This is a genomic window from Streptomyces pyxinicus (assembly GCF_024753135.1).
GTDB classification, from domain to species: Bacteria; Actinomycetota; Actinomycetes; order Streptomycetales; family Streptomycetaceae; genus Streptomyces; species Streptomyces pyxinicus.
Genome location: NZ_JANUGP010000007.1, coordinates 116,055 through 139,221, shown reverse-complemented (window position 1 = coordinate 139,221; position 23,167 = coordinate 116,055). Strand labels below are relative to the sequence as shown.

22 protein-coding genes are annotated in these 23,167 nt (G+C 73.3%); 15 read left to right on the top strand and 7 right to left on the bottom strand.

Annotation, left to right across the window (positions count from 1 at the left end):
• Window positions 1-293: 293 nt before the first annotated feature.
• The 5 genes from NX794_RS12045 to NX794_RS12025 are packed head-to-tail and all read left to right on the top strand — an operon-like array spanning window position 294 to window position 4,890.
• Window positions 294-1,964: an ATP-binding protein gene (locus tag NX794_RS12045; RefSeq protein ID WP_258778427.1), complete on the top strand. Its 1,671-nt coding sequence runs from the start codon at window positions 294-296 to the stop codon at window positions 1,962-1,964.
• Window positions 1,961-2,365 carry a roadblock/LC7 domain-containing protein gene (locus NX794_RS12040; protein WP_258778426.1) on the top strand — a complete coding sequence of 135 codons (405 nt, stop codon included), beginning with the start codon at window positions 1,961-1,963 and terminating at the stop codon, window positions 2,363-2,365. The genes NX794_RS12045 and NX794_RS12040 overlap by 4 nt, the downstream gene beginning before the upstream one ends.
• On the top strand, window positions 2,362-2,772 hold the full coding sequence (locus tag NX794_RS12035) for a DUF742 domain-containing protein (protein ID WP_258778425.1): 411 nt from the start codon (window positions 2,362-2,364) through the stop codon (window positions 2,770-2,772). The genes NX794_RS12040 and NX794_RS12035 overlap by 4 nt, the downstream gene beginning before the upstream one ends.
• Window positions 2,753-3,373, top strand: coding sequence for a GTP-binding protein (locus tag NX794_RS12030; RefSeq protein ID WP_258778423.1), 621 nt, complete (start codon window positions 2,753-2,755; stop codon window positions 3,371-3,373). The genes NX794_RS12035 and NX794_RS12030 overlap by 20 nt, the downstream gene beginning before the upstream one ends.
• Window positions 3,374-3,414: 41 nt before the next feature.
• Window positions 3,415-4,890, top strand: a complete 1,476-nt coding sequence (locus NX794_RS12025; protein WP_258778422.1) for a cytochrome P450 — start codon at window positions 3,415-3,417, stop codon at window positions 4,888-4,890.
• A gap of 34 nt (window positions 4,891-4,924) precedes the next feature.
• Here the strand turns inward: NX794_RS12025 and NX794_RS12020 are convergent, their stop codons facing one another.
• A complete protein-coding gene (locus tag NX794_RS12020; protein ID WP_258778421.1) occupies window positions 4,925-5,875 on the bottom strand; it encodes a pseudouridine synthase in 951 nt (316 codons plus the stop codon).
• A gap of 87 nt (window positions 5,876-5,962) precedes the next feature.
• Between NX794_RS12020 and NX794_RS12015 the strand changes: the two genes are divergently transcribed.
• Window positions 5,963-6,544 (top strand): GNAT family N-acetyltransferase, encoded by a 582-nt coding sequence (locus tag NX794_RS12015; protein WP_258778419.1) that lies wholly within the window; start codon window positions 5,963-5,965, stop codon window positions 6,542-6,544.
• A gap of 36 nt (window positions 6,545-6,580) precedes the next feature.
• On the opposite strand, the gene NX794_RS12010 is transcribed toward NX794_RS12015, so the two are convergent.
• Together NX794_RS12010 and NX794_RS12005 are read right to left on the bottom strand one after the other, a co-directional pair.
• Complete coding sequence (locus NX794_RS12010; RefSeq protein WP_258778417.1) at window positions 6,581-7,429, bottom strand: siderophore-interacting protein; 849 nt, start codon at window positions 7,427-7,429, stop codon at window positions 6,581-6,583.
• Between the two features lie 111 nt (window positions 7,430-7,540).
• On the bottom strand, window positions 7,541-8,461 hold the full coding sequence (locus NX794_RS12005) for a 5'-3' exonuclease (RefSeq protein WP_258778415.1): 921 nt from the start codon (window positions 8,459-8,461) through the stop codon (window positions 7,541-7,543).
• 224 nt (window positions 8,462-8,685) lie between these two features.
• On the opposite strand from NX794_RS12005, the gene NX794_RS12000 reads away from it, so the two are divergent.
• The 4 genes from NX794_RS12000 to NX794_RS11985 all read left to right on the top strand — a co-directional run bounded on the left by NX794_RS12000 (window position 8,686) and on the right by NX794_RS11985 (window position 13,251).
• Window positions 8,686-9,759, top strand: a complete 1,074-nt coding sequence (locus NX794_RS12000; protein WP_258778414.1) for a quaternary amine ABC transporter ATP-binding protein — start codon at window positions 8,686-8,688, stop codon at window positions 9,757-9,759.
• Window positions 9,752-11,575 carry an ABC transporter permease/substrate binding protein gene (locus NX794_RS11995; protein WP_258778413.1) on the top strand — a complete coding sequence of 608 codons (1,824 nt, stop codon included), beginning with the start codon at window positions 9,752-9,754 and terminating at the stop codon, window positions 11,573-11,575. Before NX794_RS12000 ends, NX794_RS11995 begins: the two co-directional genes overlap by 8 nt.
• A gap of 378 nt (window positions 11,576-11,953) precedes the next feature.
• Window positions 11,954-12,526, top strand: coding sequence for a helix-turn-helix domain-containing protein (locus tag NX794_RS11990; protein WP_258778412.1), 573 nt, complete (start codon window positions 11,954-11,956; stop codon window positions 12,524-12,526).
• Window positions 12,523-13,251 (top strand): helical backbone metal receptor, encoded by a 729-nt coding sequence (locus NX794_RS11985; protein WP_258778601.1) that lies wholly within the window; start codon window positions 12,523-12,525, stop codon window positions 13,249-13,251. Before NX794_RS11990 ends, NX794_RS11985 begins: the two co-directional genes overlap by 4 nt.
• Here the strand turns inward: NX794_RS11985 and NX794_RS11980 are convergent.
• Window positions 13,163-14,329 (bottom strand): TDT family transporter, encoded by a 1,167-nt coding sequence (locus tag NX794_RS11980; RefSeq protein WP_258778410.1) that lies wholly within the window; start codon window positions 14,327-14,329, stop codon window positions 13,163-13,165. The two genes, NX794_RS11985 and NX794_RS11980, sit on opposite strands and share 89 nt — an antisense overlap.
• A gap of 70 nt (window positions 14,330-14,399) precedes the next feature.
• Here NX794_RS11980 and NX794_RS11975 point away from each other — a divergent pair, with 70 nt between their 5' ends.
• Entirely contained in the window at window positions 14,400-15,326 is a 927-nt protein-coding gene (locus NX794_RS11975; protein ID WP_258778409.1) for a LysR family transcriptional regulator, read from the top strand.
• A 19-nt stretch (window positions 15,327-15,345) separates the two neighbouring features.
• Here the strand turns inward: NX794_RS11975 and NX794_RS11970 are convergent, their stop codons facing one another.
• Both NX794_RS11970 and NX794_RS11965 read right to left on the bottom strand, forming a co-directional pair.
• Window positions 15,346-16,065, bottom strand: coding sequence for a gamma-glutamyl-gamma-aminobutyrate hydrolase family protein (locus NX794_RS11970; RefSeq protein ID WP_258778408.1), 720 nt, complete (start codon window positions 16,063-16,065; stop codon window positions 15,346-15,348).
• Window positions 16,066-16,118: 53 nt separating this feature from the next.
• Window positions 16,119-16,868 carry a FadR/GntR family transcriptional regulator gene (locus tag NX794_RS11965; RefSeq protein WP_258778406.1) on the bottom strand — a complete coding sequence of 250 codons (750 nt, stop codon included), beginning with the start codon at window positions 16,866-16,868 and terminating at the stop codon, window positions 16,119-16,121.
• Between the two features lie 94 nt (window positions 16,869-16,962).
• Between NX794_RS11965 and NX794_RS11960 the strand changes: the two genes are divergently transcribed.
• From NX794_RS11960 to NX794_RS11945, 4 genes are read left to right on the top strand one after another with little or no spacing between them, the layout of a single operon-like run.
• Complete coding sequence (locus tag NX794_RS11960; protein WP_258778404.1) at window positions 16,963-18,321, top strand: glutamine synthetase family protein; 1,359 nt, start codon at window positions 16,963-16,965, stop codon at window positions 18,319-18,321.
• An 11-nt stretch (window positions 18,322-18,332) separates the two neighbouring features.
• Window positions 18,333-19,706, top strand: a complete 1,374-nt coding sequence (locus NX794_RS11955) for an aldehyde dehydrogenase family protein (RefSeq protein ID WP_258778402.1) — start codon at window positions 18,333-18,335, stop codon at window positions 19,704-19,706.
• On the top strand, window positions 19,703-20,485 hold the full coding sequence (locus tag NX794_RS11950; RefSeq protein ID WP_258778401.1) for a 3-oxoacyl-ACP reductase: 783 nt from the start codon (window positions 19,703-19,705) through the stop codon (window positions 20,483-20,485). Before NX794_RS11955 ends, NX794_RS11950 begins: the two co-directional genes overlap by 4 nt.
• A gap of 27 nt (window positions 20,486-20,512) precedes the next feature.
• Window positions 20,513-21,748 (top strand): HAD family hydrolase, encoded by a 1,236-nt coding sequence (locus tag NX794_RS11945; RefSeq protein ID WP_258778400.1) that lies wholly within the window; start codon window positions 20,513-20,515, stop codon window positions 21,746-21,748.
• Window positions 21,749-21,761: 13 nt separating this feature from the next.
• Here the strand turns inward: NX794_RS11945 and NX794_RS11940 are convergent, their stop codons facing one another.
• A complete protein-coding gene (locus NX794_RS11940; protein WP_258778398.1) occupies window positions 21,762-22,964 on the bottom strand; it encodes an amino acid deaminase/aldolase in 1,203 nt (400 codons plus the stop codon).
• Window positions 22,965-23,167 lie beyond the last annotated feature (203 nt).

The following is a 23,167-nucleotide window of genomic DNA, read 5'->3' as shown; positions in this document are numbered from 1 at the left end:
TTCACTCGTCAGGGTGGAGGGGTTTCGTCTGCCCGTACGCCGTGACCGAACGTGTTCGAATAGGAGCGCTGCGTGTAAATGGTGATGAGCGTACTCCTGGTGCTGGGGCGATTTCAGGTGCTTGCCGAATATGACACGGCGATGATCCGGTCGGACTAAGCTCGCCCGCGGCGCACCGAGTTGAGACGAATTCGCGCGCCTGTTCCCAAATACCCCGGAAGACCCTGTTAGTTCATGAACCTTCCCCCCGTAAGTCCCCCCGACACCCAGCCGATCCGTCTCGGAAGGCATCCATGGTGAGTGTTCAGAAGCCTCCCGGTCGCCGTGAACGTCCCTACGCCCGCGTGTTGTTGCCGCCCCTCCTGGCGATGGCCGCGGCGAGCGCGGCGGCCACCGCGCTGGTGCCGGCGCCGGCCCGGCTCGCCGTCGGCCTGTGCGGGGCGCTGGCCGTGCTGCTGGTCCTGCTCACCGCGGCGGAGGCGGCCCGCCGCGGCCGGAGTCTGCGCGCGGCGCAGGCCGAACTCGCCCGCCAGGCCGCGCACCTGGACGAGCGGCTCGCCGCCCAGGACGAGCTCATCCACCGCTTCGCCACCGACATCATCCCCATCGGTCTGGCCCGGCTGCGGGCCGGCGAACCGCTGCGGGACGTGCTGCGCAACATCTACGACGCCGACTCCGATCTCGTCGGCCTGAGCGAGTGGTACCGCGAGATGTTCCGCGTCTCCCTGCGCGGCGCCGACCACGAGATCTCGATGCGCGACGCCACCGAGCGCTCGTATGTGAGCATCGCCCGCCGCGTCCAGGCCATCGTGCACCAACAGGCCGTGGAAATGCGGGAGATGGAGGAGGACCACGGCCGCAACCCCGAGGTCTTCGACGACCTGCTCCGCCTCGACCACGGCACCTCGCTGATCGGCCGGCTCGCCGACACCATCTCCGTGCTCGGCGGCGGCCGGCCCGGACGCCAGTGGCCGCTGCCGGTCTCCCTCTACAGCACCCTGCGCGGCGCCATGTCCCGCATCCTGGAGTACCGGCGCATCGAACTCAGCTCCATCGTCAACATCAACATCAAGGGCACCTCGGTCGAGCCGATCATCCACGCCGCCGCCGAACTGCTCGACAACGCCACCCGCTACTCGCCGCCCACGGCCAAGGTGCACGTCACCGCCTCCGAGGTGCAGGCCGGACTCGCCGTCGAGATCGAGGACGCCGGCGTCAGCCTCACCGAGGAGTCCCGCGCCCGTATCGAGCGGATGATCGAGGACGCGAAGAACGGCGAGGACGCGCACAACCTCGGCGAGACACCGCACCTCGGCCTGGCCGTCGTCGGCCGCCTGTGCAAGCAGTTCGACATGGAGGTCTCGCTGCGCGCCTCCGCTTACGGCGGCGTCCGCGCCATCCTCGTCATCCCGCGCGTCATGACCACCACCGAGCCCGGCGTCGGCGCCGCGCACGGCATCGGCGCCACCGGCGTCCCGCAGGCCTCGCTCGGCGCCGTCGAGGGCCCCAAGCGCCCGCCGAAGATCCGCCGCCCCACCAGCCCCAAGATCCCCGCCGGGATCTCCATGGAGGACGACGTCCCCGAGGTCACCGAGTGGACCGCGGGCGGACTGCCGCAGCGCCGCAGCCGGGTGAAGATCCCGCTCGCCCAGCGGTACGCCGAGCAGGCCGCCATCGAACGCGCCGAACGCGAGGGCCGGCCCACCATCTGGTCCCGGACCAGAACCGAACCGGAACCCGAGCCGGAGATCGACCCCGAGCGCAAGAAGCTCATGGACCGCCCCGCCGGCGCCGGCATCGAGGACTTCTGGAACGGCCTGCGCCAGGGCATGCCCGAGGACGCCACCGCCGCCGAGCTGACCGACTTCACGCTCCACCCGACCAAGTACCTGCACCTGCTCAACGATTCGGACGACCCCGCCGAGGGCGCCACCGAGGCCGACGACGAGAGGGACCTCAAGTGATCCAGCAGCGAGGCAACCTGGACTGGATGCTCAAGCAGCTGAACGACGGTGTGCCGGGCATCGAGATGATCGTGGTCCTCTCCGCGGACGGCCTGCGCATCGCCCGCTACGGCGGCGACCCCGACGCCGCCGACCGGGTGGCCGCCGCCTGCGCCGGAGTGCAGAGCCTGGCCGGCGCCATCATCCAGGAGATCCCCGGCGCCGGGGAGATGAAGGTCGTCGTCTTCGAGATCGAGGGCGGCTACTTCTACCTCATGAACGCCGGCGACAACGCCTACCTCGCCGTGCTCGCCGACGTCACCTGCGAGCCCGGCCGGATGAGCGGCATGATGCGCGACCTCGTCGTCCGGATCGGCGCCCACCTCACCAGCCCGCCGCGGCGAGGCGGGCAGGCCGTATGACGCCGCCCCGCCGCAAACGCCGTCAGCAGGACCTGCCACCGCCCCCGCCGCCCCCTGGACCGGCCGGCGGCGCGAAGAAGTCCGGCAGCCCCGAACGGCTCTTCACCATCGCCGGATCCGTCGACGGCGCCCGCGCCGAACTCGACCTGGTGACCCTGATCGTGGCGCGCTCCGCGCCGGGTCCCGCCGCCTCGCCCGAGCAGGCGGCGGTGCTCCGGCTGTGCGCCGCCCCCCTGTCCGTGGCCGAACTCTCGGCCTACCTCCAGCTGCCGTTCAGCGCGATGACCGTCCTGATCACCGAGCTGATCGCGGCCGAACTGGTGCAGGCGCGCGCCCCGATCGTCCGCCAGGCGCTCCCCGACCGTTCACTCCTCGAAGCGGTGATGCATGGACTTCAACGGCTCTGACACGATCCCCGGCCCCCGTACCGAGGACCAGCTGCCGCACACGGCCCAGGCCGCGGTGAAGATCGTGATCGTGGGCGGCTTCGGCGTCGGCAAGACCACCATGGTCGGTTCCGTCAGCGAGATCAGGCCGCTGACCACCGAGGAGACCATGACGCAGGCCGGCATCGGCATCGACGACAACTACGGCTCCGACTCCAAGACCGCCACCACCGTGGCCATGGACTTCGGCCGCATCAGCATCACCGACAAGCTGGTGCTCTACCTGTTCGGCACCCCCGGCCAGGAGCGCTTCTGGTTCCTGTGGAACGGCCTGTTCGAGGGCGCTCTCGGCGCGGTCGTGCTGGTCGACACCCGGCGCCTGGAGGTCAGCTTCGACGTCATGGGCCGGCTGGAGGAGCGCGGCGTGCCCTTCGTCGTCGCCGTCAACACCTTCCCCGACGCGCCCCGTTACCCCGTCGAGGAACTGCGGACCGCGCTCGACCTGTCCCCGGACATCCCGATCCTGGACTGCGACGTACGCCGGCGGGCCTCCAGCAAGGACGTCCTGATGACCCTCACGCGCTTCCTGCACTCCCTCGCCCTGTCCGGCGCCCTCACCTGACGCCGGGCCCACCCCCACCCATCCGTTCCGGAGCGAACACCGTGACGTCTGAACCCTCGTCCCCCACCGGCACCGACCCCCTCCCCGGACCGCCGCCGGGCTGCCCGGCACACGGCCGCGGGCCCGGCGGAACGCACCGGCTCCACGGCCCCGACGCGAAGGACCTCGGCGGGCTCTACGAGCGCCTGCGCGACGAGCACGGCCCCGTGGCCCCCGTCCTGCTGCACGAGGACGTGCCGATGTGGGTGGTGCTCGGCCACGCCGAGAACCTGCAGATGGTGCGCAGCCCCTCGCAGTACACCCGCGACAGCCGGATCTGGACCCCGCTGCTGGACGGCACGGTCAAACCCGACCACCCGCTGATGCCGCACATCGCCTGGCAGCCCATCTGCTCGCACGCCGAGGGCGACGAGCACCAGCGGCTGCGGGACGCCGTCACCTCCGCCATGGCCACCATCGACCACCGCAGCGTGCGCCGGCACATCGGCCGCTCCACCCAGGCCCTGGTCAACCGCATCTGCGAGCGCGGCCGGGCCGACCTGGTCTCCCAGTTCGCCGAGCACCTGCCGATGGCGGTCATGTGCGAGATCCTCGGCATGTCCGAGGAGTACAACGAACGCATGGTGCAGGCCGCCCGCGACGCGCTCAAGGGCACCGAGACCGCCATCCAGAGCCACGCCTACGTCATGGAGGCGCTGAGCCGGCTCACCACCCGGCGGCGCGCCCGGCCCGAGGACGACTTCACCAGCCACCTCGTCACCCACCCGGCGCGGCTCACCGACGACGAGGTCCGCGAACACCTGCGGCTCGTCCTCTTCGCGGCCTACGAGGCCACCGCGAACCTGCTCGCCAACGCGCTGCGCATGGTCCTCACCGAGCCGGGCTTCCGCGCCCAGCTCAATGGCGGGCAGATGACCGTGCCGGAGGCGATCGAGCAGTCCCTGTGGAACGAGCCGCCGTTCAGCACCGTGTTCGGCTACTACGCCAAGCAGGACACCGAGCTGGGCGGACAGGCCATCCGCAAGGGCGACGGACTGCTGTTCGCCCCCGCGCCGGGCAACGTCGACCCGCGTATCCGCCCCGACCTGTCGGCCGGCATGCAGGGCAACCGGTCCCACCTGGCCTTCGGCGGCGGCCCGCACGAGTGCCCCGGCCAGGACATCGGCCGCGCCATCGCCGACGTCGGTGTCGACGCCCTGCTCACCCGGCTGCCGGACATCCGCCTCGCATGCCCGGAGGAGGATCTGCGCTGGCGCGAGTCCATCGCCGCCCGGCATCTCGTCGCCCTGCCCGTGTGCTTCGACCCGAAGCCGCAGCAGGACGTCGACCTGCCGCCCCGGCTGATGCCGGTCCCACCCACCCGCGTCGACCGCCCGGCCTACGACGACACCGCCCCCGGAGCCCTGCCGAAACCGGCCCCGGTCCCGGCTCCCGTCCCGCCCCCCACGCCCCCGCGCCCGGACACCCATCCCACGGGCTTCTGGGGACGCCTGCTGCGCTGGTGGCACGGCGACTGAGCGGGGTGCCCGGTGCGGGGCCGGCGCCCGCTGGTCAGGCAGCCCCGGCCCAGTCGGCGTACGACGACCAGGACCGCAGCTCGCGGCCGCTGCGGAAGTGGTGCCGCAGGCCCGTGACGGGGTCGGCGAAGGAGAGGTCGCGGGCGAGGAGTTGGAGCGGGCGGCGGAAGTCGTCCGGTGCGGTCGGGGGCGTCGCCTCCGGGTACAGGGGGTCGCCGAGGATCGGGACGCCGAGGGTGTTCAGGTGGACGCGGAGCTGGTGGGTCTGGCCTGTGGCCGGGACCAGGCGGTAGCGGGCCAGACCGTGCCGGTGGCCGGTGACCTCCACGTGCGTCTCGGCGTTGGGCTCGCCCTCGACCTCGCGGGCGGCCAGCACCCCGCGTTCCTTCGCGATCCTGCTGCGCACGGTCCGGGGCAGGGCGAGCGTGGGGTCGTACGGTGCGATCGCCTCGTACTCCTTGCGCACCAGCCGGTCCCGGAACAGGCTCTGGTACGCGCCGCGTTCCCCGGGGCGCACCGTGAACAGCACGAGGCCCGCCGTCAGCCGGTCGAGGCGGTGCGCGGCCGTCAGCGCCGGGATGCCGAGGTCGCGGCGCAGACGGGCGAGCGCGGTCTGGGTGACGTGCGATCCGCGCGGGGTCGTCGCCAGGAAGTGCGGCTTGTCGGCGACGACGAGGTGCTCGTCCCGGTACACGACCTCCACCGGGAACGGCACCGGCACCTCGGCGGGCAGCTCGCGGTGGAACCACACGGACATGCCCGGCCGGTAGGGCGCGTCCGGCGGCACCGCCCGGCCGTCGGCCCCGACGACGAGCCCCGCGTCGAACATCTCCTCGACCATGCCGGGACCGGCGCCCGTCAGCCGCTCCACCAGGTGCTCGCGCACCGTGGCCCACGCCCCGGCCGCGGGCAGCCGTACCCGTACGGGATCGACGCCCTCGCGCTGGGGGAGCGGGGCGGGCGGCGGCGGGGTACGGCGTCTCATCGCCATCAAGGGTACGAGGAACCCGTAGGGGTTACGGCGTCCGAAAACGGCTCGGCAGGCCCGGGGCGACCCGGCACGATACGGATCATGCCGTTTCTCACCAGCCCCGTGCTGCCTCCCGGAACCCTCGCTCTTATCCCGCAGCCCGTCCTGCCCGCCGGTGACGGCCTGGTGCTGCGCCCCTGGCGGACGGAGGACGCGCCCGCCGTGCACGCCGCCTTCCAGGACCCGCTGATGCACCAGTGGCATCTGCGGACCTGCGCCTCGGTGGGGGAGGCCGCCGACTGGATCAGCCAGTGGCAGCGGGCCTGGGCGGCGGAGACCCAGGTGCAGTGGGCCGTGGCGGAGGAGGAGTCGGGTGAACTGCGGGGCCGGGTCGCGCTCCGGCAGATCCTGCTCGACGACGGGGTGGCCGAGGTGGCGTACTGGACCGTGGCCGGGGCGCGCGGCCGGGGTGTCGCGGCGCGGGCCGCGACCGCGCTGTCCCGCTGGGCGCTGGAGGAGATCGGCTTCCACCGCCTCGAACTGCACCACTCCACCGCCAACGAGGCGTCCTGCAAGGTGGCCGCCAGAGCCGGGTTCACCCTGGAGGGCACCCGGCGCAGCGCGCTGCTGCACCCGGACGGCTGGCACGACATGCACCTGCACGCCCGCGTACACGGCGGCTGAGCCGGGGACGCGTCGGGCGTTCCGGACCCGACGGGGTCAGGCGGCCGCCGCCGCGCCGCCCTCCTGCTCGACCTCGATGCGGGCGTTCCACTCCCGCTTGGAGGCCTGCCAGCCGTCCTCGTTGTGGCCGAGGCGCCAGTATCCGGAGATGGAGAGGTCCTCGCGCGGGATCTGGAGGTCGACGCGGAGCATCCGGCGCAGTTCCTTCACGAAGGCCGCCTCGCCGTGCACGAACGCGTGCGGGCGGCCCGCCGGGAACTCCAGGGCGCGGACGGCCGCCAGCAGGGCCTCGCCGACCGGGCGGTCCCCGCGGTGCAGCCAGACGACCTCCACCTCGGTGTCGATCTTCTGCTCCTCCTCGGGGCCGGAGACCTCCACGAAAACGTGGGCGCGGGCGCCGGCCGGGAGGGTCTCCAGGGCGCGGGCGATGGCGGGCAGCGCGCTCTCGTCCCCGGCGAGCAGGTGCCAGTCGGCGGCCGGGTCGGGCGTGTAGGCGCCGCCGGGGCCCATGAAGCGGATCGTCTCGCCGGGCTGGACCCGGGCGGCCCAGGGGCCGGCCAGGCCCTCGTCGCCGTGCACGACGAAGTCGAGGGTCAGCTCGCGGTGTTCGGGGTCCCAGGCGCGCACGGTGTAGGTGCGGGTCACCGGCCACTGCTCACGGGGGAGCTCGGCGCGGATGTGCTCCAGGTCGAAGGGTTCCGGGTAGCTGACGCCCTCGGGGCCGAAGAGCAGTTTCACGTAGTGGTCGGTGCAGGTGTCCGCCGCGAAGTCGGCCAGGCCCTCGCCGCCCAGCACCACGCGCTGCATGTGCGGGGTGAGGCGTTCGGTCCGCACCACCTGCGCGGAGTGCACCTTGCGCGGCTTTCGTACCGGGCGCTCTGCCATCACGGCCTCCTGTGAATGTGGTTAGGCTTGCCTAAGTTAGCATCCCGCCCCGGTGTGGTGCCCTTTGCCGGGGCTCGAAGTGAGCCCTTTGTCGTAAAGTTCCGGCCAAAGTCATGATGACAGCGTCCCGAGCAGTCGTTGCAGGGAGCCGCCGAGCCCCCAGCGTTCGGCCAGGTCCTCCAGTGCCGCCGGATCGTGCGGGGCGCGCGGCAGGGCGGTGTCGACGTCCGGCAGCGGTACGTCCTCGGCCACCCGCACCACCTTCGGCGCGACCGCCAGGTACGGCCGGGCCTCGGTGAGCCGCCTGCGCTGCGACGGCGTCAGCTTCGCCGCCGGGTCCGCCGCGGCCGCCATGATCCCGGCGAGGTCCCCGAACTCGGCCAGCAGCTTGGCCGCGGTCTTCTCGCCGATGCCGGCCACGCCCGGCAGGCCGTCGCTCGGGTCGCCGCGCAGCAGCGCCAGATCCGCGTACCCGCGCCCGTCGACCCCATACTTCCCGCGCAGCACCGCCTCGTCGGTCAGCTGGAGCGTGCCGACGCCCTTGAGCGGGTACAGCACCCGGACCCCGCGCGCGTCGTCCACCAGCTGGTAGAGGTCGCGGTCGCCGGTGACGATGTCGACCGGGCCCCTCGCGCGTCCGGTGAAGGTGCCGATCACGTCGTCCGCCTCGTACCCGGCGACGCCCACGCGCGCGATCCCGAGCGCGTCCAGCACGTCCTCGATCACCGGCACCTGCGGGGAGAGCGTGTCCGGCACCTCCTCCTCGTCCGGTGCGCCCGCGTGCTCGGCGGCGACCCGGTGCGCCTTGTAGGTGGGGATGAGGTCGACCCGCCACTGGGGGCGCCAGTCGGCGTCCATGCAGGCCACCAGCCGGTCCGGGCGGTGGTCCCTGACCAGCCGGTCGATGAAGTCCAGCAGTCCGCGCACGGCGTTCACCGGCGTGCCGTCCGGTGCCTTCACGGAGTCCGGTACGCCGAAGTAGGCGCGGAAGTACAGCGAGGCGGTGTCGAGGAGCATGAGTCGTCCGGTCACGCTGGCATCATGCCGCACCCTGCCGACAGCCGCCGCCCGCTCCGGAACGGGTTGCGTGACGCGCATCGCCGTGAGCCCCGCCACCTTTGAGTTTGCCTCGCCTTGACCTGGGGAGGCGCGGCCACGGTACGAGGCTGTTTGCTCTTTCAACTGTTGGTTGGTCCGACCGTTGGCGGCTCTCCGTCTCCCTGTCCCTGTCCCTGTCCCCGAGACGAGAGGTCCGCGTGCGAGCGAGACTTGAGGCGGAACACCTGTTCAAGGTGTTCGGCCGACGACCCGACCAGGCGGTGTCACGGCTGCGCGAGGGCGCCGACCGGGAGGAACTGCGCGCCGACGGCACCACCGCCGCCGTGATCGACGCCTCCTTCCGGGTCGAGGCGGGTGAGATCTTCGTCGTCATGGGCCTGTCCGGCTCCGGCAAGTCCACCCTGCTGCGCATGCTCAACGGCCTGCTGGCGCCCACCGCCGGCAGCGTCCGCTACGACGGCCGGGAGCTGAGCGCGCTCACCGACCGCGCCCTGCGCGAACTGCGCTCGACGAAGATCAGCATGGTCTTCCAGCACTTCGCGCTCTTCCCGCACCGCAGCGTCCGCGACAACGCCGCCTACGGCCTGGAAGTGCAGGGCGTGCCCCGCGCCGAGCGCGAACGCCGCGCCGACGAGGCGCTCGCTCTGTGCGGCCTGGCCGGCTGGGAGAAGTCCTGGCCCGACGAGCTGTCCGGCGGCATGCAGCAGCGGGTGGGCCTGGCCCGCGCCCTGGCCACCGACGCCGACGTGCTGCTGATGGACGAGTCCTTCAGCGCCCTGGACCCGCTGATCCGCCGGGACATGCAGGACCAGCTGCTGGAACTCCAGAAGACCCTGAAGAAGACCATCGTCTTCATCACCCACGACCTCAACGAGGCGATGCGGCTCGGCGACCGCGTCGCCGTCATGCGGGACGGCCGCATCGTGCAGACCGGCACCGCCGAGGACATCCTGCTGCGCCCCGAGAGCGACTACGTGGCCTCCTTCATCCAGGACGTCGACCGCTCCCGGGTACTGACCGCGGGCGCCGTCATGGACACCGCCCCGCGCGGCGACGAGGCGGACTGCGGCTGCGAGACCGCGACGCCGGACACGCCCTTCACCGAGCTGTGCGCGATCAGCGCCCGGCTCAGCCACCCGGTCGCCGTCCTGGACCGAGGCCGGGCGCTCGTCGGCGTCGTACCCCGGCAGCGCCTGGTCGGCTTCCTCGGGGACGAACAGAGCGCGCCGACGGCGTGCGGCGGCGCGAAGAAGGTGATCGGCCGTGCCTAGGATTCCGCTCGGCGACTGGGTCGACTCCGGTGTGAACTGGCTGGTCGACCACCTCTCCTGGCTCTTCGACGCGGTCAAGGCCGTCATGGAGGGCATGTACGACGGCATCGACACCGTGCTCGCCGCCCCGCAGCCGCTGCTGATGGCCGGCATCCTCGCCGTCCTCGCCTGGTGGCTGCGCGGCCTGGCCGCCGGTGTCCTCGCCTTCGCCGGATTCGCCCTGGTCGACTCCCTCGCCCTGTGGGACCGGGCCATGTCCACGCTCGCGCTGGTGCTGGTCGCCACCGTGATCGCGCTGGTGATCTCCCTCCCGCTGGGCATCTGGGCGGCCCGCTCCCGGGCGGTCAGCGCCGCCGTACGGCCCGTCCTGGACCTGCTCCAGACCATGCCGTCGATGGTCCTGCTGATCCCGGCCATGCTCTTCTTCGGGCTCGGCACCGCGGCCGGCGTGGTCGCCACCCTGATCTTCGCGCTGGCACCCGGCGTCCGCATGACCGAGCTGGGCATCCGGCAGGTCGACGCCGACCTCGTCGAGGCCGCGGAGGCCTTCGGCACCACCCCGCGCGACATCCTCTGGCGGGTGCAGCTGCCGCTCGCGCTGCCGACCATCATGGCCGGCGTCAACCAGGTGATCATGCTGGGCCTGTCGATGGTCGTCATCGCCGGCATGGTCGGCACCGGCGGTCTCGGCGGCGCCGTCAACGAGGCCATCGGCCAGCTCGACATCGGCTACGGCTTCGAGGCGGGCGTCGGCATCGTCGTCCTCGCCATCTACCTGGACCGCGTCACCGGCGCCCTCGGCACCCAGCTCTCCCCGCTGGGCCGCAGGGCCGCCGCCAAGGCGCCGAAGCGTGTCTGGTCGTACCGGCCGCGCCCGGTGATCGCGGTGGCCGGTGTGGTGGTCCTCGCCCTCGTCGCGGGCGGACTCGGTGTCTTCGGCGGCTCCGGCACTTCAGGCGGCGCCTCCGAGGCCTCCGGCACGAACGTCGGCAAGGGCAAGGAGATCAAGATCGGCTACATCCCCTGGGACGAGGGCATCGCCTCCACCTTCCTCTGGAAGGAGATCCTGGAGGAGCGCGGCTTCGAGGTCAGCACCGCCCAGTACGCCGCCGGGCCCCTCTACACCGGGCTCGCCACCGGCCAGATCGACTTCGAGACCGACTCCTGGCTGCCCACCACGCACGCCGAGTACTGGGCGAAGTACGGCAAGCAGCTCGACGACCTCGGCAAGTGGTACGGCCCCACGTCCCTTGAGCTGTCGGTGCCGTCCTACGTGAAGGGCGTGAACTCCCTGGCCGACCTGAAGGCGCACGCCTCCGAGTTCGGCGGGAAGATCGTCGGCATCGAGCCCAGCGCGGGCGAGATGGGCCTGCTCAAGAGCAAGGTCCTCAAGGCGTACGGCCTCGACGGCACCTTCGAGGTCGTGGACGGCTCGACCCCGGCCATGCTCGCCGAGCTGAAGCGCGCCTACGCGCGAAAGCAGCCGGTCGTCGTCACCCTGTGGTCCCCGCACTGGGCCTACAGCACATACGACCTGCGGAAGCTGACCGACCCCAAGGGCGCCTGGGGCAAGGGCGACGGGGTGCACACCCTCTCCCGTAAGGGTTTCGCCGGGGACAACCCGCAGGTCGGACGCTGGCTGAAGGACTTCTCCATGACCGAGAAGCAGCTCACCGGCCTGGAGGCCCGCATCCAGCAGGCCGGCAAGGGCAAGGAGCAGGACGCCGTGCGCGCCTGGCTGCGGAAGCACCCGGGACTGGTCGACAAGTGGGCCCCGGTCGGCAAGGACAAGGCCATGAGCCAGGCGGCCGGGTGACCTGACCGGCCCGGCCGCCGCCCGAGGGGCGGGCGGCACCGTACGACGGAGGTACGGTGCCGCCCGCCCCTCGCCGCTTTCGTCGCCCCAGCGATTCGGCCAATCACGGCGCGTGAGGACCGTTGGCCCTGACCGGCGCTCCGGGCCCGGCTGGTCGGCGGATTCACACCCACGGGGGACCGGGTCCGGGACGGCCGCGCACCCCGGGGGACTGGCGTGAACAGTGAGGGTGGGGGCCCGTGGGCATGTCAGGGATGTGACAGGCACGTGAAACGGTTTGCCGAACATGCGTAGGGTGCAGAGAAGTCATCAGAAGAGGGAACCCCGCAAGGGGGCACCCGGACAGCCGCACGACGAGCGAGGGAGGGAGCCGGAGCGATGGGCGACCACAAAGAACAGCAGCCCGTGCGGGTCGGCGCGGCCGTCCGGCGCCGCCGCCGCGCCCTGGAGCTGACCCTCGCGGTCGTGGCCGAGCGCACGGGCCTTTCGGTGCCCTTCCTCAGCCAGGTCGAGAACGACAAGGCGCGCCCCAGCCGCGGCTCCCTGGAGAAGCTGGCCGACGCGCTGCGCACCACGGCCGTCGAACTCCTCGCCGCCGCCGACCCGGCCGCCAGCGTGGACGTCGTGCGTGCCGAGCAGGTCACCGAGGGCGACTTCGACCCCCGCACCCGGGCGCTGGTGCGCGGGCACCACCAGCTGCACGCCTCCGAGTTCACCGGCGACCACGACGCCGGGCGCGAGTTCCAGCACCGCAACGACGAGCTGATGTACGTCGCCGACGGCGCGGTGGAGATCGAGGCGGAGGGGCGCGCGTACCGGCTCGGGCGGGGGGACACGCTGTATCTCACCGGTGGGGTGCGGCACCGGTGGCGGGCGACGGTCCCGGACACCCGGGTGATCGTGGTGGCGGTCGCGGAGCACATCGAGGCCGTGCAGGACCGGGCCCGCTGAGGCCGGTGCGGGTCGTCTCCCTCGTGCCCTCGCTCACCGAGGCCGTCGCCGTGACCCTGCCCGGGGTGCTCGTCGGGGCCACCGACTGGTGCAGCCATCCGGTGGGGCTGGACGTCGTCCGGATCGGCGGGACCAAGAACCCGGACGTCGAGCGGATCGTCGCGCTCGGCCCCGACCTGGTCATCGCCAACGAGGAGGAGAACCGCGTCCCCGACTTCGACGCCCTGCGCGCGGCCGGCCTGGAGGTGCTGGTCACCGAGGTGCGGACGCTGCCGGACGCGCTGGCCGAGCTGGCGCGGGTGCTGACCGTGTGCGGGGCGGCCGGGCGTCCGCGCTGGCTGGACGAGGCCGCCGAGGCCTGGGCGGCGCCCCCGGCACCGGCGGGGCGGGCGACGGCGGTCGTGCCGGTCTGGCGCCGGCCCTGGATGGTGCTCGGCCGGGACACCTTCGCCGGTGACCTGCTCGCCCGCCTGGGCGTCGGCCACCTGTACGCGGGGCACGCCGAGCGTTATCCGCGCGTCCCCCTGGCGGACCTGCGGGCGGCCGGGCCCGACCTGGTGGTCCTGCCCGACGAGCCCTACCGCTTCACCGCCGACGACGGTCCCGAGGCCTTCCCGGGGCTGCCCTGCGCGCTGGTCAGCGGACGGCATCTGACCTGGTACGGCCCGTCGCTGGCCGAGGCGCCCCGGGTGCTGGCCGGGGCGCTGCGAGCAGCTCGCCGCTGAGCAGCCCGCGTACCGTGCCGCCCGCCGCCGCGAGCCAGGCCGCGACGAGCAGGGCGTACAGCGTCCAGGCGAGGGCGTCGTACAGGGCGAGTCCGGTGTGCCGGGCGAGGGCGGCGGCGCCGGTGACGCAGGTGCCAACTGGGAAGGTGAACGCCCACCAGGTCATCGCGAACCCCATGCCCCGGCGCCGGGCCCGCACCACGTGCGCGGTCGCCAGCGCCAGCCACAGCAGCGCGAACCCCATGACCGGCACCCCGTACAGCACGGCGAACACCGCGAGACCCCGGTCGTAGGGGGCCGGCACCACGCCGGGCGCGGCGTCCGCGATCAGGCCGACGGCGGTGGTGGACTGCCCGAGCGGGCCCAGCACCAGGAACAGGGTCGGCGTCAGCGCGAGCGGCAGCGGGCCCGAGGTGATCAGCCGGGCGAAGACCAGCGGCAGCGTCAGCAGGACGGCGAACAGGCTCAGCCCGAACAGCGCGAGACAGCCCAGCAGCAGGGTCTCGCGGGGCTGGCCCGGCGGCAGGTGCGGAACGAGCAGCGGGCCGAGCGCGGCCGACACCATCGGCGCGACCAGCGGCAGCAGCCACACCGGGGAGGCCTGGGCGGCGTCGGCTCGGTGCCGTACGGCCATCAGGTACGGCACCGCGACGGCCGCCGCCAGTCCGACGGCGGTACCGGCGGTGAACAGCACGGCGTCCAGCGCGACCGCGGTGTCCGTGCCGAGCAGAGGCCGCCCGGCGGTCAGGGCGCCGCCGCCCACCGCGAGCAGGGCCATGGCCAGACAGCCGTAGAAGGGCGCCATGGCCGGGTCGAGGAGGTGGGCGCGGGCCTGGTCGGCGTGCCGGGACCAGTGCAGGGACCGGGCCACCAGGAGGACGGCGAGCAGGAGCAGCGACAGCGCCCAGAGCCCTGCGAGGACGCCGCGCGGCACGATGGGTGGCCCGGGCAGCGCTGCGCCGGCCGAGCCGAGGATCGCGGTGCCCATGACGGAGGCGTACCAGTTGGGCCCGAGGTGGCGGACCCGGGCCACGGCGGGGGCGGGGGCGTCGGACAGGGGCTGGGCTGCGGTGACCATGCCCCCACCGTCTCCCCGTCTCCGGCCCCCGACCAGGGAGCCCTTCTCTATGGGGACATAAGCTGGTCTTATGAGTGAGACGGAGGGGGTGCGGGAGCGCACGGGTCCGCTGGCGCACCGGGTGCCCGATCTGGCCGCGCTGGAGCTGCTGCTCGCGGTGGCCCGGCTGGGCAGTCTGGGGGCGGCGGCGCGGGAGATGGGGATCACCCAGCCGGCCGCCAGCAGCCGCATCCGGTCCATGGAGCGGCAGTTGGGCGTGGCCCTGGTGGACCGCTCGCCGCGCGGCTCCCGGCTCACCGACGCGGGCGCCCTGGTGACGGACTGGGCCCGCCGGGTGGTGGAGGCCGCGGCGGCCTTCGACGCGGGGGCGCGGGCACTGCGGGACCGGCGCGACTCCCGGCTGCGGGTCGCGGCCAGCATGACCATCGCCGAGTACCTGCTGCCCGGCTGGCTCCTCGCCCTGCACGCCGAGCGGCCCGACACGGCCGTCTCGCTGCTCGCCGGGAACTCGGCGCGGGTCGCCGAACTCCTGCTGGGCGGCGAGGCCGACCTCGGCTTCGTGGAGGGCCTGTCGGTGCCGGCCGGCCTCGACTCCGCGGTGATCGCCCATGACCGGCTGATCGTCGTCGCCGCGCCCGGCCACCCCTGGGCCCGCCGCCGGCGGCCCCTCACGGCCGAGGAGTTGGCGGCGACCCCGCTGATCCTGCGGGAACGCGGCTCCGGCACCCGCCAGGTCCTGGACGCGGCGCTCGGTGGCCTGGCCCGCCCCCTGATCGAACTCTCCTCCACGACGGCCGTGAAGGCCTCCGCCGTCAGCGGCGCCGGCCCCTCCGTCCTCAGCGAGCTCGCGGTGACCGAGGAACTGACCACCCGCCGCCTGGTCAGCGTCCCGGTGGCCGACATCTCCCTGCGCCGCGCCCTCCGCGCGGTCTGGCCGACAGGCCACCGCCCGACGGGGCCGGCCCGGGAACTGCTGTCGTTGACGCAGGGGAGGTAGGTGAATGCGGTGGCCGGGCTCAGCATGTGCCGGTGTCCTCCGGGCCGCGTCCTTGCGTCGCCGCCTCGACCAGCCCCCGCATCACCCGCAGATCCCCGCCCATCTCCGGATGCCACTGCACGCCCAGGGCCCAGCCGTGGTCGGCCGGCAGTTCGAGGGCCTCGACGGTGCCGTCCGTCGCGTAGGCCGAGGGGATGAGGTCGGTGCCGAGGCGTTCCACCGCCTGGTGGTGGTAGGTGGGGACCGTTGTCTCGTGGGGGACGAGGCCGGCGTAGCGGGTGCCCGGTACCGGCTTCACCGGGTGGGCGCCGAAGACGCCGGTCCGTTCGGCGTGGCCGTCGAGGTGCTGGACGAGGGTGCCGCCGCGGGCGACGTTGAGGAGTTGCATGCCGCGGCAGATGCCCAGCAGCGGGACGCCGGCGGTGAGGGCCGCGTCGATCAGGGCGAGTTCCCAGGCGTCGCGTTCGGGGGCGGGCGGGCCGGTGCGGGGGGAGCGCTCGGCGCCGTAGCGGGACGGGTCGACGTCCGGGCCGCCGGCGATGACCAGCGCGTCGAGGCGGGCGATCGTCGCCGGGGCGTATGCGGGGGCGTCCGGGGGGAGCATGACGGCGAGGCCGCCGGCCCGTTGGACCAGCCGCGGGTAGCCGGCCGGCAGCAGGGCCGCGTCCAGCTCCCACACGCCCCAGCGGGCCCCGGTCTCCAGATACGTGCTCACGCCGACCAGCGGTCGTACGGTCATGCCGCCCTCCCCGGACGCAAAAGGTTTCACCGCATACCTTTGCAGAGAGTGCCCTAGATGAGGAAGCCCCGCAGCAGGGCCGCCGTGCCCGCGCAGTGCTCGCGCATCATCTCCCGCGCGCCGTCCGCGTCCCCGTCCAGCACCGCCTCCACCAGGGCGACGTGCTGGCGCTGGGAGTGCTCCAGGTTGCGCACCAGCAGCGGGATGCAGTCGAGCAGGTCGTTGACTGCGGCCCGCACCGCCGCGTACTGGGCGGTCAGCGACGGCGAGCCGCACAGCTCCGCCAGGGTGAGGTGCAACAGCGTGTCCAGGCGCCGGTAGTCGGCGAGCGGGGCCTCGTGGGTGCGGTCCAGGGCCTCCCGGAGCCGGTCCGCCTGTTCCCCGGTCAGCCCGTGCGCCGCGCACAGCCCGGCCGCGCCCACCTCCAGCACCTCCCGGAACCGCAGCACGTCCTCGACGTCCACCGCGGCGATCCGCCGGCGCAGCTCGTCCTCGCCGCCCGTGCCCGTGCGCGGGAGCACGAACGTGCCGCCGTACCGCCCGCGCCGGGCCTCCACCAGTCCCTGGTCCTGGAGCACCTTCAGGACCTCGCGCAGCGTGACCCGGCTGATCCCCAGCCGCTCCGCCAGCTCCCGCTCGGAGGGCAGCCGCTCCCCGCCCGGCACCAGCCCGAGCCGCACCACCTGAAGTATCTGCGCCAGCGCCTCCTCGAACCCGTTGCCCGCCCGCACCGGCCGCAGCACCGGCGCCAGCCGGTCGCCCGGCAGGTCGCCCACGCCGTGCGACCCGGTCGGTGACGACATTGCCGCACCCCCTTCCCAAGTAATGGTCCTGAGCAATACCTTATGGCTGCCGGCCCGGCCGAAGAAGCGCGAAGGCGCCCAAGGAGGCTCTCCCGTGGCAGACCGCACAGCCCCGCTCAGCGTCGAGGAACTGCACGCCCTCGTCGCGAGCGGTGAGATCGACACTGTCGTCCTGGCCTTCCCCGACATGCAAGGGCGACTCCAGGGAAAGCGGTTCGCGGCCCGCTTCTTCCTGGACGAGGTGCTCCACCACGGCACCGAGGGCTGCAACTACCTGCTCGCCGTCGACACCGAGATGAACACCGTCGACGGCTACGCCATGTCCTCCTGGGACCGAGGCTACGGCGACTTCGCGATGCGCCCCGACCTCGCCACCCTGCGCCGCATCCCCTGGCACCCCGGCACCGCCCTGCTCGTCGCCGACCTCGCCTGGGAGGACGGGGGCCCGGTCGCCGCCGCCCCCCGCCAGATCCTGCGCCGCCAGCTCGACCGGCTCGCCGAACTCGGCTACACCGCCCAGGTCGGCACCGAGCTGGAGTTCATCGTCTTCAAGGACAGCTACGAACAGGCCTGGGACGCCGGCTACCGCGGCCTGACCCCCGCCAACCAGTACAACATCGACTACTCCATCCTCGGCACCGGCCGCATCGAACCCCTGCTGCGCCGGCTGCGCAACGACATGGCCGGCGCCGGCCTCACCGTCGAGTCCGCCAAGGGCGAGTGCAACCCCGGGCAGCACGAGATCGTCTTCCGCTACGACGAGGCGCTCACCACCTGCGACCAGCACGCCCTGTACAAGACCGGCGCCAAGGAGATCGCCTCCCAGGAAGGCGTCTCGCTCACCTTCATGGCCAAGTACAACGAGCGCGAGGGCAACTCCTGCCACATCCACCTCTCGCTCACCGACGCCGACGGCGCCAACGCCATGGCCGGACCCGACGACATGTCCGAGGTGATGCGGCACTTCCTCGCCGGACAGCTCGCCGCCCTGCGCGACTTCTCCCTCCTGTACGCCCCGAACATCAACTCCTACAAGCGGTTCCAGCCGGGCTCCTTCGCCCCCACCGCCGTCGCCTGGGGCCAGGACAACCGCACCTGCGCCCTGCGCGTCGTCGGCCACGGCCGCTCCCTGCGCTTCGAGAACCGGCTGCCCGGCGGCGACGTCAACCCCTACCTCGCCGTCGCCGGACTGGTCGCGGCCGGCCTGTACGGCGTCGAGCACAAGCTGGAACTGCCCGACCCGTGCGCCGGCAACGCCTACACCGCCGACTACGCGCACGTCCCGACCTCCCTGCGCGAGGCCGCCGAGCTGTGGGCCGACAGCCCCATCGCCCGGGCCGCCTTCGGCGAGGAGGTCGTCGCCCACTACCGCAACATGGCGCGCGTCGAGCTGGAGGCCTTCGACGCCGCGGTCACCGACTGGGAGCTGCGCCGCTCCTTCGAACGCCTGTGAGAGGCCGTCCCGTGACAGATCCGCACCAGCTCGTCGTCCTCAACCCCGCCACGGAGGAGGTCGTCGCCACCGTCCCGGCCGCGAGCGCCGAGGACGTGGCCGAAGCCGTCACCCGGGCCGGGCGCGCCCAGACCGCGTGGGCCGCGCTCGCCCCCGCCGACCGGGCCCGGCTGCTGCGCCGCTTCGCCGACACCGTCGACGCCCACCTCGACGAACTCGCCCGCCTGGAGGTCCGCGAGGCCGGCCACACCCTCGGCAACGCCCGCTGGGAAGCCGGCAACGCCCGCGACCTGCTGCTGTACGCGGCCGGCGGCGCCGAACGCCTCCTCGGCCGGCAGATCCCGGCGCCCGGCGGCTGGGACGTCACCTTCCACGAACCCCTCGGCGTCGTCGGCGTCATCGCGCCCTGGAACTTCCCCATGCCGATCGCCGCCTGGGGCGCCTTCCCGGCGCTCGCCGCCGGCAACACGGTCGTCCTCAAACCCGCCGAGACCACCCCGCTCACCGCGCTCCGCCTCGCCGAACTCGCCCTGGAGGCCGGCCTGCCCGAGCACGTCCTCCAGGTGCTGCCCGGCCACGGCGCGGTCGCCGGACGCGCCCTGGTGGACCATCCGGACGTGGCGAAGATCGTGTTCACCGGCTCCACCCGCACCGGCCGCGAGGTCATGGAGCGCTGCGCCCGCCTGGTCAAGCCGGTCACCCTGGAACTCGGCGGCAAGAGCCCCAACGTGGTCTTCGCCGACGCCGACCTGAAGACCGCCCTCGACCCGTCCTCCTTCCTCGACAACGCCGGGCAGGACTGCTGCGCCCGCACCCGGATCCTCGTCCAGGAGACGGTGTTCGAACAGGCCCGCGAGCTGCTCGCCGACGCCCTCGCCGCCGTCGTGGTCGGCGACCCGGCTGACGAGAAGACCCAGATGGGCCCGCTGATCTCGCGCGCCCAGCTCGACCGGGTCCGCTCCCACGTCCCCGCGGACGCCCCGGCCCTGCGCGGCACCGCCCCCGACGGGCCCGGCTTCTGGTTCGCGCCGACCGTCCTGACGGGGGAGCGGCCGGACAGCCCGGCGGCCCGCGAGGAGATCTTCGGACCCGTCGCCGTCCTGCTCCCCTTCACCGACGAACAGGACGCGGTCCGGCTCGCCAACGACACCCCCTACGGGCTGTCCGGCTCCGTCTGGACCCGCGACCTCGGCCGCGCCCTGCGCGTCTCCCAGGCCGTCCGGGCCGGCAACCTGTCCGTCAACTCCCACTCCAGCGTCCGCTACTGGACCCCGTTCGGCGGCTTCAAGCAGTCCGGCCTCGGCCGGGAGCTGGGCCCCGACGCCCTGACCGCCTTCACCGAGACCAAGAACGTCTTCATCAGCACGGAGGGCCCCGCACTGTGACCGACTCCATCGTCTGCCGCCGCCTGGCCGGCCGTACCGCCGTCGTCACCGGTGCCGGCAGCGGCATCGGCCTGGCCACCGCCCGCCGGCTCGCCGCCGAGGGCGCCCACGTCGTCTGCGCCGACATCGACGAGACCGCAGGCAAGGCCGCCGCCGACGCCGTCGGCGGACTCTTCGTCAAGGTCGACGTCACCGACCCCGACCAGGTCGAGGCGCTGTTCCGGACCGCCTACGACACCTACGGCAGCGTCGACATCGCCTTCAACAACGCCGGCATCTCCCCGCCCGACGACGACTCCATCCTGGAGACCGGCCTGGACGCCTGGAAGCGGGTCCAGGAGGTCAACCTCACCTCCGTCTACCTGTGCTGCAAGGCCGCGATCCCCTACATGCGCCGCCAGGGCAAGGGGTCCATCATCAACACGGCGTCCTTCGTGGCCCGGATGGGCGCCGCCACCTCCCAGATCTCCTACACGGCCTCCAAGGGCGGCGTCCTCGCCATGTCCCGGGAACTGGGCGTGCAGTTCGCCCGCGAGGGCATCCGGGTCAACGCCCTGTGCCCCGGCCCGGTCAACACCCCGCTGCTCCAGGAGCTGTTCGCCAAGGACCCCGAGCGGGCCGCCCGCCGCCTGGTGCACATCCCGGTCGGCCGGTTCGCCGAGGCCGACGAGATCGCCGCCGCCGTCGCCTTCCTGGCCAGCGACGACTCCTCCTTCGTCAACGCCACCGACTTCCTGGTGGACGGCGGGATCTCCGGCGCGTACGTCACCCCGCTGTAGCCGCCCGAGGTGTACGGTCCCCGTCGTATGCGACGACTCCTCGTGTGGACCCTGGCAGCGGCCGCCACCCTGGCGGCCGCGCCCACCGCGACCCCCGCCGACCGGCGCCCGAACTGCCCACAGCTGTCCGGGCGTTGGTACGGCGACAACCGCGCCCGCCTGCAACAGGTCATCGACGCCCGCGGCACCTGTTCCGGGCACCGGGGCGCGGTCGCCGCCTTCGACTGGGACAACACCCTCACCAAGAACGACATCACCGACGCCACCCTGTCCTGGGCACTGCGCCACGACCGGCTGCTGAGCCCCGCCCGCTGGAAGGACACCAGCGCCTGGCTCACCGGCGCCGCCGACCGCGCCCTCACGGCCGCCTGCGGCACCGGCGCCGGCGTGCCCCTGCGCACCTCGGACAACCCGGACTGCACCGACGAGATCGTGCGGATCCGCGAGGACGGCACCACCATGAGCGGCGCCCCCGCCTTCGCGGGCCGCTGGAACCACCGGCGCACCGTCCCGCAGTACGCCTGGGTGCCGCAGCTCTTCGCCGGCCGCACCCCCGCGCAGCTTGCCTCCTACGCCCGCGCAGCCCGCACCGAGGCACTGGCCGCCCCCGTCGGCGCGACCCGGGTCCTCGGCACCCACACCGTGCCCGCCTACGTCCGCTACTACGACCAGCAGCGCGACCTCGTCCGCACCCTGCACCGCGCCGGGTTCCGGGTCTACGTCGTCTCGGCCGGCTCCGAGCCCGTCACCGAGGTCTGGTCCCGCTCCCTCGGCATCGACGCCGCCCACACCCTCGCCATCCGCTCCGTCCTGGACACCCGGGGCCGCATCACCACCCGGAACACGGGCTGCGGCGACGTGCCGGCGAGCGAGGGCGCGGCGATCCCGTACATCGACGGCAAACGCTGCTGGATCAACCAGGAGATCTACGGCGTCCAGGGCGCCGCCGCCTGGCGGAAGCAGCCCCCCGCCCGGCGGCCGGCGATCGCGGGCGGCGACGCGGACACCGACGTCACCTTCGTCGGCGACGCCACCGGCGCCCACCTCGTGCTCAACCGCAACAAACCGGAACTGATGTGCCGGGCCTACGACGACGCCGACGGCCGCTGGCTGGTCAACCCCATGTTCATCGACCCGCTGCCGCGCCGGAAGCAGCCCTACCCCTGCGCGAGCACCGCCCGCACCGCGCCCGACGGCACCCCCGGCCCGGTCCGGCGCCCCGACGGCTCGGTGGTGCCGGACCAGGCGGACACGGTGTACTGACCGGCGCCCGCGCTCACAGGAAGGTGCGGCCCTCGCCCCGGTAGGTGGGCACGGTCGCCGTCACCGCGTCCCCCTCGACCAGGTGCAGCACCTCGAACCGCTCGCACATCTCGCCCGCCTTGGCGTGCCGGAACCACACCTTGTCGCCGATCAGCAGATCGTCGGCCGGGGAGCCGAGCAGCGGGGTCTGCACCTCGCCGGGCCCCTCCTGCGGGTCGTAGGCGAGCCCCTCCGGCAGGTACGGCACCGGCAGCCGGTCGGGGCCCGGGGCGCCGGAGGCCGGATAGCCGCCGCCGAGCACGGTGACCACGCCGACACCGGGGCGCCGGACGACCGGCTGGGCGAAGAGGGCGGCCGGCCGGCCCCGGAACGACGTGTAGTTGTCGAACAGCCGCGGCACGTACAGCCCGGAACCGGCCGCGATCTCCGTCACCGCGTCCTCGGCGGCGGTGTGCTGCACACTGCCGGTGCCGCCGCCGTTGACGAACTCCAGATCCGGGGCGACCGCACGGACCGCGCGCACCGCCGCCGCCCGCCGCTCGGCCAGCTCCCGGCGCGCCGTGGCCTGCATCAGCCGGATCGCCCGGGACCTCAGCGGCCGTCCGGCCACCGCGTCCCCGACCCCGGCGATGTGCCCCTCGTACGCCATGATCCCGACCAGCCGGAAACCCGGGCGCCGGGCCACCGACCGGGCCAGCTCGGCGAGTTGGGCGGGAGAGTGCAGCGGGGACCGGCGGGCGCCGACCCGGACCCGGCCGCCGAGCAGCCGCAGCGCGGTGTCCAACTCCAGGCACACCCGCACCACTTCGCGTCCGCCGTCGCGCGCGGCGTCGATGAGGTCGAGCTGCGCCGGATCGTCCACCAGTACCGTGACGGCACCGGCCAGCTTGGGGTCGGCGGTCAGCTCGGCGAAACCGGTCCGGTCGGCCGACGGGTAGGCCAGCAGGATGTCGTCGAAGCCGGAGCGCGCGAGCCACAGCGACTCGGCCAGCGTGAACGACATGATCCCCTGGAAGCCGTCCCTGGCCAGGACGCGTTCCAGCAGCGCCCGGCAGCGCACGGACTTGCTGGCCACCCGGACCGGCTTGCCGCCGGCCCGGCGGCGCAGGTCCTCCGCGTTGGCGTCGAAGGCGTCCAGGTCCACGATCGCGAGCGGGGCGTCGAGAGGGGCGGTGGCCCGGTCGTAACGGGCCCTGTCGGCGGCGAGCGCAGTCATGACGGAAGCCTGCCAGACAGGATTACCGCAGGGTAGGGGGACGTACCGGGCAGATGCCACGGCGTCACGGACCGGTTCCGCTTCCGCCCGTGACAACCCGTAGAGTGACGCGCACGTACGGCGCGACGCGACCGGCGAGCCGGCTGAACCTGGATGCCGGCCCAGCCGTACGGGTATGCGTGCCCGGAGCGAGCTTCCGCCCG